This window comes from Microbulbifer maximicatervae (SeqCode), assembly GCF_056232625.1.
The window spans coordinates 4,070,001-4,084,566 of the sequence record NZ_CP174324.1; the positions used below are offsets into that span (position 1 = coordinate 4,070,001).

At 47.8% G+C, this 14,566-nt stretch carries 9 protein-coding genes and 2 rRNA genes; 8 read left to right on the forward strand and 3 right to left on the reverse strand.

What is annotated here, in order from left to right; genetic code table 11:
* The first annotated feature begins 51 nt into the window (after positions 1 to 51).
* The 3 genes from ACJJI6_RS17795 to ACJJI6_RS17805 all read left to right on the forward strand — a co-directional run bounded on the left by ACJJI6_RS17795 (position 52) and on the right by ACJJI6_RS17805 (position 5,032).
* Positions 52 to 2,933, forward strand: a 23S ribosomal RNA gene (locus tag ACJJI6_RS17795).
* Between the two features lie 201 nt (positions 2,934 to 3,134).
* Positions 3,135 to 3,250: ribosomal RNA gene (gene rrf / locus ACJJI6_RS17800) — 5S ribosomal RNA — on the forward strand.
* A gap of 789 nt (positions 3,251 to 4,039) precedes the next feature.
* Positions 4,040 to 5,032, forward strand: a complete 993-nt coding sequence (locus ACJJI6_RS17805; RefSeq protein WP_475711454.1) for a YncE family protein — start codon at positions 4,040 to 4,042, stop codon at positions 5,030 to 5,032.
* Between the two features lie 32 nt (positions 5,033 to 5,064).
* Here the strand turns inward: ACJJI6_RS17805 and ACJJI6_RS17810 are convergent, their stop codons facing one another.
* Both ACJJI6_RS17810 and dtd read right to left on the reverse strand, forming a co-directional pair.
* On the reverse strand, positions 5,065 to 5,595 hold the full coding sequence (locus ACJJI6_RS17810; RefSeq protein ID WP_475711456.1) for a GNAT family N-acetyltransferase: 531 nt from the start codon (positions 5,593 to 5,595) through the stop codon (positions 5,065 to 5,067).
* A 107-nt stretch (positions 5,596 to 5,702) separates the two neighbouring features.
* Entirely contained in the window at positions 5,703 to 6,140 is a 438-nt protein-coding gene (gene dtd, locus ACJJI6_RS17815) for a D-aminoacyl-tRNA deacylase (protein WP_475711458.1), read from the reverse strand.
* Between the two features lie 87 nt (positions 6,141 to 6,227).
* Here dtd and ACJJI6_RS17820 point away from each other — a divergent pair, with 87 nt between their 5' ends.
* The 5 genes from ACJJI6_RS17820 to ACJJI6_RS17840 all read left to right on the forward strand — a co-directional run bounded on the left by ACJJI6_RS17820 (position 6,228) and on the right by ACJJI6_RS17840 (position 13,189).
* Positions 6,228 to 8,336 (forward strand): prolyl oligopeptidase family serine peptidase, encoded by a 2,109-nt coding sequence (locus tag ACJJI6_RS17820; protein ID WP_475711460.1) that lies wholly within the window; start codon positions 6,228 to 6,230, stop codon positions 8,334 to 8,336.
* Between the two features lie 230 nt (positions 8,337 to 8,566).
* On the forward strand, positions 8,567 to 9,556 hold the full coding sequence (locus ACJJI6_RS17825) for an SDR family oxidoreductase (protein WP_475711462.1): 990 nt from the start codon (positions 8,567 to 8,569) through the stop codon (positions 9,554 to 9,556).
* A 105-nt stretch (positions 9,557 to 9,661) separates the two neighbouring features.
* Positions 9,662 to 10,255 (forward strand): DNA-3-methyladenine glycosylase I, encoded by a 594-nt coding sequence (locus ACJJI6_RS17830; protein WP_475711464.1) that lies wholly within the window; start codon positions 9,662 to 9,664, stop codon positions 10,253 to 10,255.
* Between the two features lie 31 nt (positions 10,256 to 10,286).
* Positions 10,287 to 11,108 (forward strand): mechanosensitive ion channel family protein, encoded by an 822-nt coding sequence (locus tag ACJJI6_RS17835; RefSeq protein WP_475711466.1) that lies wholly within the window; start codon positions 10,287 to 10,289, stop codon positions 11,106 to 11,108.
* Between the two features lie 188 nt (positions 11,109 to 11,296).
* Entirely contained in the window at positions 11,297 to 13,189 is a 1,893-nt protein-coding gene (locus ACJJI6_RS17840) for a DUF885 domain-containing protein (RefSeq protein ID WP_475711468.1), read from the forward strand.
* A 138-nt stretch (positions 13,190 to 13,327) separates the two neighbouring features.
* Here the strand turns inward: ACJJI6_RS17840 and ACJJI6_RS17845 are convergent, their stop codons facing one another.
* Complete coding sequence (locus ACJJI6_RS17845) at positions 13,328 to 14,545, reverse strand: patatin-like phospholipase family protein (RefSeq protein ID WP_475711470.1); 1,218 nt, start codon at positions 14,543 to 14,545, stop codon at positions 13,328 to 13,330.
* Positions 14,546 to 14,566: the final 21 nt, after the last annotated feature.

The window sequence follows — 14,566 nt, forward strand, 5'->3', positions numbered from 1 at the left end:
CCAGGATTTTACCTGGATGTTAAAAGTCGTTAGTAGTCGTTTGTGTTGTATGGTCAAGCGACTAAGCGTATACGGTGGATGCCTTGGCAGCTGGAGGCGATGAAGGACGTAGGAGCCTGCGAAAAGTCTAGGGGAGCTGGCACACAAGCTTTGATCCTAGAATGTCCGAATGGGGAAACCCACTCCTTTTAGGAGTATCCATAACTGAATACATAGGTTATGGAGGCGAACCCGGGGAACTGAAACATCTAAGTACCCGGAGGAAAAGAAATCAACCGAGATTCCCTTAGTAGCGGCGAGCGAACGGGGATTAGCCCTTAAGCTCTTTATGTTTTAGTGGAAGGTTCTGGAAAGTACCGCGATACAGGGTGATAGCCCCGTACACGAAAAGGCATTTAGAGTGAAATCGAGTAGGTCGGGACACGTGTTATCTTGACTGAATATGGGGGGACCATCCTCCAAGGCTAAATACTCCCAGCTGACCGATAGTGAACCAGTACCGTGAGGGAAAGGCGAAAAGAACCCCGGAGAGGGGAGTGAAATAGAACCTGAAACCGTATACGTACAAGCAGTAGGAGCCCTTCGGGGTGACTGCGTACCTTTTGTATAATGGGTCAGCGACTTATTGTCTGTAGCAAGGTTAACCGCTTAGGGGAGCCGTAGAGAAATCGAGTCTTAATAGGGCGTTTAGTTGCAGGCAATAGACCCGAAACCCGGCGATCTATCCATGGGCAGGTTGAAGGTTGAGTAACATCAACTGGAGGACCGAACCCACTAATGTTGAAAAATTAGGGGATGACCTGTGGATCGGAGTGAAAGGCTAATCAAGCCGGGAGATAGCTGGTTCTCCTCGAAAGCTATTTAGGTAGCGCCTCGCGTTTCACCCTCGGGGGTAGAGCACTGTTTGGGCTAGGGGGTCATCCCGACTTACCAACCCCATGCAAACTCCGAATACCGAGGAGTGCAATCGCGGGAGACACACGGCGGGTGCTAACGTCCGTCGTGGAAAGGGAAACAACCCAGACCGCCAGCTAAGGTCCCAAATATCAGTTAAGTGGGAAACGATGTGGGAAGGCCCAGACAGCTAGGAGGTTGGCTTAGAAGCAGCCATCCTTTAAAGAAAGCGTAATAGCTCACTAGTCGAGTCGGCCTGCGCGGAAGATATACCGGGGCTCAAACTGATAACCGAAGCTGCGGATGCTCTTAGGAGCATGGTAGAGGAGCGTTGTGTAAGCCGTTGAAGGTGGATCGGGAGGTCTGCTGGAGGTATCACAAGTGCGAATGCTGACATGAGTAACGATAAGGGAGGTGAAAAACCTCCCCGCCGGAAGACCAAGGGTTCCTGTCCAACGCTAATCGGGACAGGGTTAGTCGACCCCTAAGGCGAGGGCGAAAGCCGTAGTCGATGGGAAACAGGTTAATATTCCTGTACTCGCTATTACTGCGACGGAGTGACGGAGAAGGCTAGGCCAGCATGGCGATTGGTTGTCCATGTTTAAGGTTGTAGGCTGGGGACTTAGGCAAATCCGGGTCCCTAAGGCTGAGAACTGATGACGAAGCCCACTTAGTGGGTGAAGTGGTTGATGCCCTGCTTCCAGGAAAAACTTCTAAGCTTCAGGTAATAGTGAATCGTACTCTAAACCGACACAGGTGGTCAGGTAGAGAATACCAAGGCGCTTGAGAGAACTCTGGTGAAGGAACTAGGCAAAATGGTACCGTAACTTCGGGAGAAGGTACGCCGGTTTTGGTGATGGGACTTGCTCCCTAAGCTGAGGCCGGTCGAAGTGACCAGGTGGCTGCGACTGTTTATTAAAAACATAGCACTCTGCAAACTCGTAAGAGGACGTATAGGGTGTGACGCCTGCCCGGTGCCGGAAGGTTAATTGATGGGGTTAGCTTCGGCGAAGCTCTTGATCGAAGCCCCGGTAAACGGCGGCCGTAACTATAACGGTCCTAAGGTAGCGAAATTCCTTGTCGGGTAAGTTCCGACCTGCACGAATGGCGTAACGATGGCCACGCTGTCTCCACCAGAGACTCAGTGAAATTGAAATCGCTGTTAAGATGCAGTGTACCCGCGGCTAGACGGAAAGACCCCGTGAACCTTTACTACAGCTTTGCACTGAACTTTGAGCCTATTTGTGTAGGATAGGTGGGAGGCTTTGAAGCAATGACGCTAGTTGTTGTGGAGCCGTCCTTGAAATACCACCCTGGTATGTTTGAGGTTCTAACTCTGGTCCGTTATCCGGATCGAGGACAGTGTATGGTGGGTAGTTTGACTGGGGCGGTCTCCTCCCAAAGAGTAACGGAGGAGTACGAAGGTGCACTCAGCATGGTCGGAAATCATGCAATGAGCATAATGGTATAAGTGCGCTTGACTGCGAGACAGACATGTCGAGCAGGTACGAAAGTAGGTCATAGTGATCCGGTGGTTCTGTATGGAAGGGCCATCGCTCAACGGATAAAAGGTACTCCGGGGATAACAGGCTGATACCGCCCAAGAGTTCACATCGACGGCGGTGTTTGGCACCTCGATGTCGGCTCATCACATCCTGGGGCTGAAGCCGGTCCCAAGGGTATGGCTGTTCGCCATTTAAAGTGGTACGCGAGCTGGGTTTAGAACGTCGTGAGACAGTTCGGTCCCTATCTGCCGTGGGCGTTGGAGATTTGAGAAGAGTTGCTCCTAGTACGAGAGGACCGGAGTGAACGAACCTCTGGTGTTCCGGTTGTCACGCCAGTGGCATTGCCGGGTAGCTATGTTCGGACGGGATAACCGCTGAAAGCATCTAAGCGGGAAGCCTCCTTCAAGATAAGATCTCCCTGAGGCCTTGAGCCTCCTGAAGGGCCGTGGAAGACTACCACGTTGATAGGCTGGGTGTGGAAGCGTTGTGAGGCGTTGAGCTAACCAGTACTAATTGCCCGTGCGGCTTGACCATACAACAGAGATGGTTACTAACGACTAGCTAAGCTAGCGGATTGTGGGTTAGAGACATACGATCGCTTGCGGTGTATTACTACAGATTGTTTTACCGACTTATTTGGGGTTATCGCCGGTCAATAATGACCGAGGCAAACAGCGATAACAAGGCAGGCCAAGCACTTTGCTTATAAGACCAACGCCAACCCAAGCCAGTTTGCCTGACGACAATAGAGTTGTGGAACCACCTGATCCCTTGCCGAACTCAGAAGTGAAACGCAACATCGCCGATGGTAGTGTGGGGCTTCCCCATGTGAGAGTAGGTCATCGTCAGGCTTCTAATCCGAAAAGGGCCACCCAATAGGGTGGCCCTTTTTTTTATGGCTGAAAATATTTTAAAGAAGCAAAAAACAAAAGCTAAAAAAATAAGAGAGAGAAAGCAGAAAATACTTAGTAAAAATTAAATAGAAAAAATAAAAGTAATTCTGAAAAACTTTAATGCCTAACTTTCTATTTAAAAGTCAGTCAGTAAATAAAAAAGAAAAAGCTAAAATTACCTGAGCACCTTAAAAAGCCTATAAAAATAGGCCTTTACCTACCTCCGTAGCAAACGCCTTTGCACTCACACAAAAAGTCATCCAACAAAAATAACCCTCGTAAAAACCAGAAAAGTACCCATACCACTTCCGCCAAAAATTAAATTTAGCCGGTAAAAATATCGGTGATTTTTTAGTCTCTGCAGTAATCCCCCGTAACCACGGGGCCTGTAGCCCGTTTATTAAAGTTATGCACAACTCTATCCAGACTTTCTGTTAGTAACGTTCTGGTCTTACTTTTAGTGGATAACCTGACACTTTTTTCGTTGGTTTTTTAATCGAATTATTTCATTGCACGAAATTAAAGGCTTCCAGACCTCTATCCAAAAGTTATGCACAGCACTATCCAAGAATTCTGTTAGTAACATCCCTGTAATGAAGAAAACATCTAAAGAGTTCTATTTTTACGATCTATTATCCAGTGTTGCAGTGGATAACCAGGACTGACTTTTCAGTTCTAAAAAGCTCGCTGGGGTGTGCTGTTAAGGAAGCATTCTATTAGCGACAAATTCCTCCGAGAGGCTTCCTAATGAGAGTTCTACTTTTAATTTCCATGTCATTAGTACTTTTAGCTACTGGATCGCTAGGAGCGCAGACGTTGGTAGTAGGAAATAAATATGAAGGCACGGTGAGTTTTATTGACCTGGCTTCCGGCCAAGAGGTTAAGAAGCCGGAAACTGGAGGTTCGCCCCATGAATTAATAGTGTCGCCGGATAAATCTAAAGTAGTGGTAGTTTCTTACCTTGAAGATGGGTACGTGGGAGAAGAGCTGAATGTATTCGATATCGCGAGCGGTAAGCGCCTGAATAGAATTGATATCAGTCCACACAAAGGCCCTCACGGCATCGCTTGGCTGGGCGACAGCAATAATGTGATTGTTACGACAGAAGAAACCAGCGACGTGATAAAGGTGGATGTGACTGAAGGAAAAGTACTGGGCGTTGCCCGTACTGATCAGGTAGGTAGCCATATGCTTGCACTATCACCTGATCTGAAGACCGCCTACGTTACTAGCCGGGGGTCGGATACGTTCAGTGTAATTGATACAGAAACTATGGAGTTGAAATCTACAACACCGGCAGGGGATGGGCCGGAGGCGGTGTGGGTAAGCCCCGATAATAGCGAGCTATGGATAGGAAATAATCAGTCAGAAAATATCTTTATTTTCGATACTGAAACATTAAAGCAAAAAGAAACGATAGATGTTGGTTTTCTGCCTATCCGAATCAGGTTTCACCCTGATGGCGAAGTGGTAGCTGTAGCAGACTTAAATGGTAATCGTATACTCGTGTATGACGCCAAGACCCGTAAACAGTTACATGAGATTGATGTCGGCAGCGCAGGGGCCAGACAGCCAGCATCGCTATTTTTCTCTCCGGACGGAAAGTTTTTGTTTGCCGGTTCTCAGAGAGACGGAAAAGTTGTTGAAATAGATACCGCAACTTGGAAAGTTAAGCGTATATTTAATGCGGGACAAGGGTCAGATGGTATTGAGTGGAGTCCAGTAAGTATTCAGCAATAAATATTCCTGTACTCCACAGTTAAAATAATGAATCAGGTAGGAACTGTGTAGATTTTTAAGTCCTGAAATATTCCATCAATCGAATAATAATTTGGAATAGTTTCACTATGCACTCCACCTACGCGTTCTGCTACGGCTATGCTGGCACTGTTTTCAGATAAGCAGTGAATTTTCAACTCTTGAATATCGTGCAGATCTTTCAAGTAGCTAGATATTTTATTTATGATTCGAGTCACGATTCCATTGCCATGAAAGCTTTTACATAACCAATATCCTATTTCTGCATTTTGTTTTTTAAGATCAATTTCCTTGATACCAAAGATCCCGACTACTTTGCCTGAATAGTGGATCTTGTACCAGGATGCTCCGAAGCTATTACTGAATATTCTATCGGTAATATATTTTTCAGTGGTCGGGAGGTCGATAACAAGCTTTGCCCAATAGAGATATTTCTCTAGCAGTGGTCTGTTATTTTCAATTAAGGCAAAGATGACTTCTGTGTCACTATCCGAAAGTGGATCGAGTTTGATATCACTGTTTACTACTATAGGCTTCTTAGTCATCCTTTGACTCTCCATTTTTTAGCGATATTTTTAGTCATTAGCAACCTAACCAACTGGTAGAGTTTTCCTGATTAGGTGAAACAACAGAAAGAGCCTGTGGAAGGTCTCTAGGTTTCCAGCATAAAAGTTACCGGGCCGTCATTGACTAGTGAAACCTGCATATCCGCTGCAAATATTCCAGTGGCCACTGGCGTAAATTGGGCTTTGGAACTTTTAACGAAATAGTTGTAGAGCTCCTCCGCGTATTCTGGTGATGCGCCGCGACTAAAGCTCGGGCGTAAACCTCTATCAGTTTCGGCAACTAGTGTGAACTGACTGACAATCAGGAGCCCACCTCCCGCCTTCTGGAGGTTGAGATTCATACGCCCTTTATCATCGGGAAAAATACGGTAATTCAGGACTTTGTGCAGCAGCTTATCTGCACTATAGGTAGTGTCCTGGGCTTCGATGCCTAACAGCAGGAGGATACCTTTATCTATGGTCCCAACGGCCTCTCCCGCTACATTAACCTGGGCATGGCTTACCCTTTGGATCAATCCTTTCATCTCACTTCTCTCTGCTGCTCTGGAACCGATCGGCTAAATCGCCTAGATTAGCGGACTGTTCCCTGTAGAGAAACCGAGAATAACGGTATGAAGAGACAGCTATTGGCACTGGTTGCCGGTGCACTTGCTGCGGTGAGTGTTCACGCAGCTGATAGCTATCCGGATAGTAAGCCGGGTGCTCAAATTGATGAATATTTTGGTCAAAAGGTGGCTGACCCCTATCGCTGGATGGAAAAAATGTCCAGTGATGAGGTGAAGAGTTGGGTCGCTAAACAGAATGACCATTCATTACCGCGTTTGAAGGACCTGCCCGGGTGGCAGAAAATCAATGACCGGCTTGCAGAGTTGTGGCGCTACGAGCGCTACGGTGTTCCGTACAAGAAGGGCGATAGCTATTACTACAGCTACAACACCGGTGATTGGGATCAAAATGTTTTTTATAAGGCTTCTAGCTTGTCTGCTGAGCGCGATACGGTCTTGGATCCACGTAGCCTTAGTGAAGATGGCACTATTGCTGCCAAGCGCCTCAAAGTCAGCCCTAAGGGCCGCTATCTGGCTTACGGTATCTCGGATGGTGGTACTGACTGGACCGACTATCGTATTCGCGACCTAAAGACAGGCAAGGATCTGAAGGAACAACTGACCGGTATCAAGTTTAGCGATGCCAGTTGGGCGCCGGATGAGTCTGGTTTTTACTATAGCCGGTACCCGTTTAACAGAGATGGCACGGCGGATGATAGCAAACAGGTAGCCGTCTATTTTCACCGACTGGGAGATGCCCAGGAGAGTGATCAACTGATTTATGAAATTACTGACCATCCCACTCGCAACCCCGGAGCGATAGTGAGTAACGATGGTAATTATCTAATCTTTGATATTTTCGATGGATATGACTCGAACGGCTTTTACTATCGCGATTTACGCGATGAAAGCGGTAAGGTAATTAAGCTTCTGGATGACTGGGATGGCCTGTACCAGTATCTCGGTAATAAAGGGAGTACCTTATACTTTAAGGCTAATGCGGGGGCGCCGTTGGGCCGTGTAATCGCTATTGATCTGAATAAGCCACAACGCAAACACTGGCGCGATCTGGTACCGGAGACGACTAGTGCCCTGCAGAGTGCCAGTTATATCGGCGATCGCTTAGTGCTTCACTACCTGGAGGATGCGAAATCGCGAGTGCTGGTGACCGATACTAATGGTAAGAAACAGTACGAGCTGAAGCTGCCGGGAGTGGGTTCAGTGAAGGGGTTTTATGGTGAGCCGAATGAAGTCGAGACCTTCTACGCTTTCTCTAATTTTATTACCCCGCCGAGTATCTACCACCTGAATGTGCAGACTGGTGAAACTAAGCTGTTCAAGCAGCCAAAATATGCAGCAGATTTTTCCGATCTGACTGTGAGTCAGCATTTCTATAAGAGTAAGGATGGTACTCGGGTGCCCCTATTCCTGGTGCATAAAAAGGGAATGAAGCGAGATGGCTCCAACCCGACGCTGCTTTATGGATATGGTGGTTTTAACTCCGCTCAGTTACCGCGCTTCTACAACCGCTTTGTCGGTTGGTTGGATATGGGTGGCACCCTGGCACTGGCCAACTTGCGCGGTGGTAGCGAGTACGGCAATGCTTGGCACCAGGCGGGTACCAAGACGCAAAAGCAAAATGTCTTCGATGATTTTATCGCTGCAGCTGAGTGGCTGATCGAGGAGAAAGTGACTTCTCCTGAAAAGCTTGCTATCAGTGGTCGCTCCAATGGTGGACTATTGGCGGGGGCAACGCTGGTACAACGACCGGATTTGTTTGCGGCGGCATTACCGGTAGTGGGTGTCCTGGATATGCTGCGATATCATACCGCTTCCGCTAATGCCCGGCAGTGGTCGAGCGATTATGGGCTTAGTGAAAATCGCGATGAGTTTAAAGCGCTGCATGCCTATTCTCCGGTCCACAACACCCGTGAGGGCACCTGCTATCCGGCCACGCTGATCACAACAGCCGATCGCGATGATCGAGTGGTTCCCTGGCACAGCTACAAATTTGCGGCAGCCCTACAAAGGGATCAGGGCTGTGACAAACCGGTCTGGCTTGCCGTGGAGACTAGGGCAGGGCACGGTGCAGGCAAGCCGGTATGGATGCAGGTGGAAGACTTCGCCAATCAGTGGAGCTTCCTTGCCTACCAGGTGGGCATGAAAATCGAGTAGCCTTTCCAGCTAACCCAGCAAGAGTAATAGCGGGATCAATCAATAAAACTCCCGGTAGGACGATTGCAAATAGGGTTTAGTTTTGGGGCGGTGTCACTAATGAAGTTAGTGTGCCGCCCACTCTGTCGGAGTGGTGGTATCACCAACCGGTCTGCCCTTCCGGAAGGAGGTGGCTTCGATAGAGCTAGTCACTGGGTATGAATAACGATAACAACTCATCCGGTGGATTTATGAAACATGCATTTGTAACCGGGGGAACCGGTTTTCTCGGCGCTAATTTGGTAGAGCAATTGGTTGGTGATGGATGGAAAGTTACCACTATGCATCGGCGCACCTCCAATACTGATATGTTGCGCTCTTTGGGCGTCAACCTGGTTGAAGCCTCTCTGAATGACCCTCAGTCCCTTCAAGCTGCAATCCCAAATAATGTCGATGCGCTTTTCCATATGGCGGCTAATACCAGTATGTGGCGCGGTGGTAATGCCCAGCAATGGAAGGATAATGTTGAGGGGGCGGCGAATATTGCCAAAGTTGCCAGGGAGAAAAATGTAGGGCGTATGGTGGTGACCAGCTCAATTTCTGCTTATGGCTACCATAAGGAAAGAATTACTGAAGAAAGTGATAAGCTGGCAGATGACCCTCATCATCACTATCTGTACACGAAAAAAAGAGAGGAAATTGCCGTTCGCAAGGAAATTGAGCAGGGCCTGGATGCGGTATTTCTAAACCCTTGTGCAATTGTTGGAAAATACGATACCACCAGCTGGGCGCAGACCTTTTTTCTGATTGATAAAAATCAATTACCAGGTGTTCCACCGGGCTGGGGTTCTTTTTGCCATGCCGGTGCAGTAGCGCGAGCGCATATCGACGCGGTTGAAAAGGGGCGGTGTGGCGAAAATTATATCCTGGCCGGAACGGATGCCAGTTTTTTAGAATTCTTTGGAAAGATCGCTGAGCTATTGCATAAACCTGTACCAAAACGCACCACACCGGCATTTCTAATTCAATCTATCGCCTGGTTTTCTGACCTCTGGTCTCGGGTGAGTGGGCAAGAGCCGGTTATTACCCCTGAAAAAGCCACGTTGGTAACGCGGAGAGTCGTTGCTAGTAGTGCTAAAGCTGAACGTGAACTCGGTTATCAATCGGGGGTGGCTTTGGATATTATGTTATGCGAATGTCGCGATTGGTTAGTGCAGAACAATTTGTTGGAGTCGAAGTGAATCGTAATAATATTATTTTTGGGTTAGTTGCCTTGCTTTTGGTTTTACAGCTTATTCAGTATTACTTTTTCTCCGGCGCAAGCTAGTCATAAAAAGGAAGTAATGATGACGGAAAAGCGCTGTGGCTGGTGCCTGTCTACACCACTTTATCAAAATTACCACGATGAGGAGTGGGGTAGGCCGGTTACCGATGACCAGACCTTGTTTGAGTTTTTGTTGCTGGAGGGGGCCCAGGCGGGCTTATCCTGGATTACAGTGCTCAATAAGCGGGAGAATTACCGTAAATTGTTTAATAATTTTGATGCTGAAAAAATTGCTCGGTACACCCCTAAAAAGGTAGAGAAATTACTTCTCAACCCGGGAATTATTCGCAACCGGCTCAAGGTTGAATCGGCCATCAAGAATGCACGGGCAACCCTCGAGTTGCGCGATCGCGGTATATCCTTAAAGGATTTTCTTTGGCAGTTCACCGGTGGAAGAGTGATTGTTAATCGCCCCCGCTCCATGAAGCAGGTGCCGGCCACAACAGCAGAATCTGATGCGATGAGTAAGGCGTTAAAGAAAGCGGGTTTTAGTTTTGTGGGATCAACCATTATGTATGCGCATATGCAGGCAACTGGAATGGTCAATGATCACCTGGAAACGTGTCCGGCTCATCAGCGTTGTGTCGATGAGGCACAGAATTTAGGTTTGGCTTGAATTTAAAATAGGGATTTATTTTCGAGGGTCGATGAATATTAATAGCTTGCTCAACGAGTACTGGCCCCAAGTAACAGCATTATCCCTAAAGCTGGCGGCCGCACTACTGGTAGTTTTGGTGACGCTGTTTGTGGCCCATCTTGCTCGCAGAGCGGTTGATCGTCTACCGGACCGGTTTGATATTACCTTGCGCCCGGTACTGCGCAGTATTTCGAGCTGGGCGGTTTATATTGTTGGCGCACTGCTGGTATTGGATGTCTTTGGTATTAACACTACCAGCTTAATTGCTCTACTCGGCGCTACTGGTGTGGCAGTAGCCTTAGCGTTGAAAGATACCCTGCAAAATATTGCTTCGGGGTTCCTATTGCTGGGATTGCGGCCGTTTCGCGTTGGGGATGTGATTCAGTTCGGTGCCATATTGGGCACTGTTCGCGAGGTAGGGCTGTTTACTACGGAGCTGGATACCATGGATGGGCTGCGTATTACCGCACCCAACAGTGCTATCTGGGGGCAAGTGCTCACCAACTTCAGTCGCAATAAGACTCGCCGTATCGAGATTGTGGCGAGTATCGCCTATGGCGATGACATTGATCGCGGTCTAACAGTATTACGTCGCCTAGTAGAACAGGAACCCCGTATTCTCGCTGAGCCAGAGCCAAGTTTCGCTGTTAAGGCGCTTGCTGACAGCGCGGTCAATTTACAGTTGCGGGCCTGGGCTGCCAATGATCAGTACTGGGATGTTTACTGGTCCCTGATGCAAAAGCTTAAACCTGCACTTGAGGCAGAAGGCTTGACGGTACCCTTTCCCCAGCGAGAGCTACATATCGTGGACCGGGTCACAAGCCGGCGTTAGTCCATTACCGCGGGGTCACTTGTGGCAATATCCTGCTCCAGGTATTGGGTCCACCTAGTCCAAAATCTCCGATTTGCCTCAACTCAACGCAAACATATGGCGTTCTGGGGGGCATGAATCGACACCTCACCGAATTCGTGTCAAAGTTAGCGGCGTTTTTTTGTACAACTTTTGATCGAGATAGGAAGATGCCGATAAAGCTGAACAACCCACTGATCCCCAGCCTGCTGGCTGTCGCTATCCTTGCGGGCTGTCAGGGTGACAAGAGTACCCAGACTGGAGCCAACGTAGATAAGCCCCAAAATGTAGCTGCCGAGGCCTCAGTAACTGTAGATGCGGTTGCCGAAACCAAGCGCCTGACTGAGTGGCTGGATGAGCGTTATGAGGAACAGCTGCAGTTCAGCCCGATTCAGCTGTCCTACCTGGGTCGCAAAGATCACTACGACCAAATCGACGATATGAGTGAGGCCGCAGAGGCTCGCCGCTTGGTTTGGCAAGAGAAAAGTGTTGAAGAGCTCAAGAAGAATTTCGACTACAGCAAGCTGACTCAGGAAGGGAAAACCTCCTACGATATCTGGATTTATCAGTTTGAACAGGCCAAGGCCGCTGCGCCGTTTATCCGTCACGGCTACATCTTTGAGCAGATGGGAGGTGCACAATCGCAGTTGCCCAACTTCCTGCTGAACTTCCACAAGGTCGACAACGTTGAAGATATGCAGGCGTATATCACCCGTATCGGTGGTATCTCCCGCGCGATCAACCAGTTGCTTGACCGCGCCAAGCTGTCGTCCAAAGAAGGTATCCGCCCCCCGCGCTTTGCCTATGAGGGTGCGATTGACCAGTCCAGTAAATTGATTGAAGGCGCGCCGTTTACCGATGGTGAAGACGCACCTCTGTGGGCCGGTGCCAAAGGGAAAATCGCTGAGCTGCTCGAAGCCGGTACTATTGATCAGAAGCAGGCAGACAAGCTGACTGCGGAAGCGCGCAAGGCATTAGAGACTGAGTTCTTCCCCGCATATCAAGGGCTGGTTACCTGGCTCAAAGCGGATATGCAGAAGGCCTCAGCAGAGCCTCAAGGTGCTAGTAGCTTGCCCAATGGTATGGCTTACTACAATCAGCGCCTCGCCAACACCACAACTACGGACTTGACTGCCGACCAGATTCACAATATTGGCCTGGAAGAAGTGGCGCGTATCCGTGGTGAGATGGAAACTATCAAGAAGCAGGTTGGTTTCGAAGGTAGCCTGCAGGACTTCTTCAAGTTTATTCGCGAAGATGGTCAATTCTACTATCCGAATACCGATGAAGGTCGCCAGGGCTACCTGGATGACTCAACCGCGTTCCTGGACAACATTACCAAGAAGTTGCCGGAATACTTTGGCCTTCTGCCGAAAGCTGAGTTGGTCGTAAAGCGGGTTGAGTCCTTCCGTGAGCAGGATGGCGGTGCCCAGCATTACTACCCCGGCACACCCGACGGTTCCCGCCCGGGTATTTACTATGCGCACCTGTCCGATATGAGTGCCTATTCCACGACTGATATGGAAACTGTGGCCTACCACGAAGGTAACCCCGGTCACCATATGCAGATCTCGATTGCTCAGGAATTGGAAGGTATCCCGCAGTTCCGCACTCAAGCTCACTTTACTGTCTATGTAGAGGGCTGGGCGCTGTACTCTGAGAAGCTTGCTAAAGAAATGGGGGCCTTCGAAGATCCCTATAACCTGTTTGGCCACCTGACGGCTGAAATGTGGCGAGCCATTCGCCTTGTTGTTGATACCGGCCTGCATGCCAAAGGCTGGAGTGAAGAGCAAGCGGTGGAGTATTTCCTGCAAAACTCCGCAATCCCCGAGACTGCAGTACGTTCCGAAGTACGTCGATACTTGGCGTGGCCGGGCCAGGCGACTGCTTACAAGATCGGTATGCTGAAGATTCAGGAGCTGCGCAAGCAGGCTGAAGATCAGTTGGGTGATAAATTCGATATTCGCGGATTCCACGATACCGTGCTGGGTGGCGGTGCTTTGCCAGTGCCCGTATTGGAGAGCCGCGTAGCCTCTTGGGTAGAGTCAGTTAAACAGTCTTAAGTAGTTCCGTTAATTTTTTTAAATAAGCCGGGCATAGCCCGGCTTATTTCTTTACTTTTTTCTCTGCGAAGAGCAGCAGTTTAAAAAATCTGATCGTACTATTTTGAGATCGTAATACGTAACAAAATCTATATATATCTACTCTAAATCATGTAGGTGTCTAATTATCTTTTCCAGGCTTTTCTCGTTGTCCTTAATGAGTTTGTTAGAGTAGTTCTTAAGGTGATGTAATAAATCGTGGTCAAATATTCCTACAAAAGGTTTATTGATATCAACGTTTAGAAAATCGTATTCAATCCGTCCTGCTTCTGAAATGATTTTAGCAACTTCCAGCATATAAAGTTGATTTTTGTCCATTGATCTTTGAATATTAGCCATGGCATCACGGGCCCAGTGAATACGTCCCCATTTCCTTAAAGAGTGGTACTTCATGCTCGAACTCAATAGTCTTGGATAACCTGAGCATAAGACCAGAACATAATATTTCTTATCGGGAAAGTCTTGAATAATATCCCTTAATATCAAACTAGCTGGATTGTTTAGAGCGATTGCTGCATCAGCAAACACACTACCGAAAGTATTTTCTTGTGGCGCTGCGATATCTAAATGGGATGACTGAAAGTTAGCATTCATTTCTTCAAATGCCACAGGGGGGAATGCGGTTTCTGCACTCGCTGCTGCTGTCATTAACTGATACAGACTGTTTGTCGGTAAGTTGTATACATTTTCCCCTCTATTTTTAAATAGGCACACCTCTCCGCTTTCAATATTGAGAGCGGGGATGATCACGTAGTTATCTAGATCAGTAAAATTTAATTCCTTCGTGTAGTACTTTTCCATGATTTCATGCAAACGTTTTCCAAAGTAAGAAGGGGAGAAAAGCCCAGCACCTGTTAGTACTATGTGGTACCACGGAGACTTGAACAGGTAGCCAGTCACACTCTTGTATATATTTATTAAGTAGTCTAAATGGGATATTTTTTCACCAAAATGATTAGGAATAGCATTACCCGGTATATTAATTCCGGTTACAATAACTGCTCCAGTAGAAACACCTGTGAAAATATCAAATACCTCATTAATAGGTTTTTTAGAATGTTTCTCAATATGCTTTAGTACGTATAGGGGAATGAGGCCGCGGACACCACCTCCAGTAACAATTAGAATTTTTATCGTGTCTTTGTTTTTTAGATAATCTAAATTTTTAGTTGATTGTCTTGAAGCAGGATTCCTACTGAAAGTTACTGATTGAGGAAACTGGGTGTTGTATATATAAGATAGTAGGGCGTAAGCACCAGATGCTGCGGCCAGGGTTAAAACCATTTTTTTCGTTAGTTTGGCGGCCAGTTTCAGCATGCGTACTGCCCTGTTTACTAA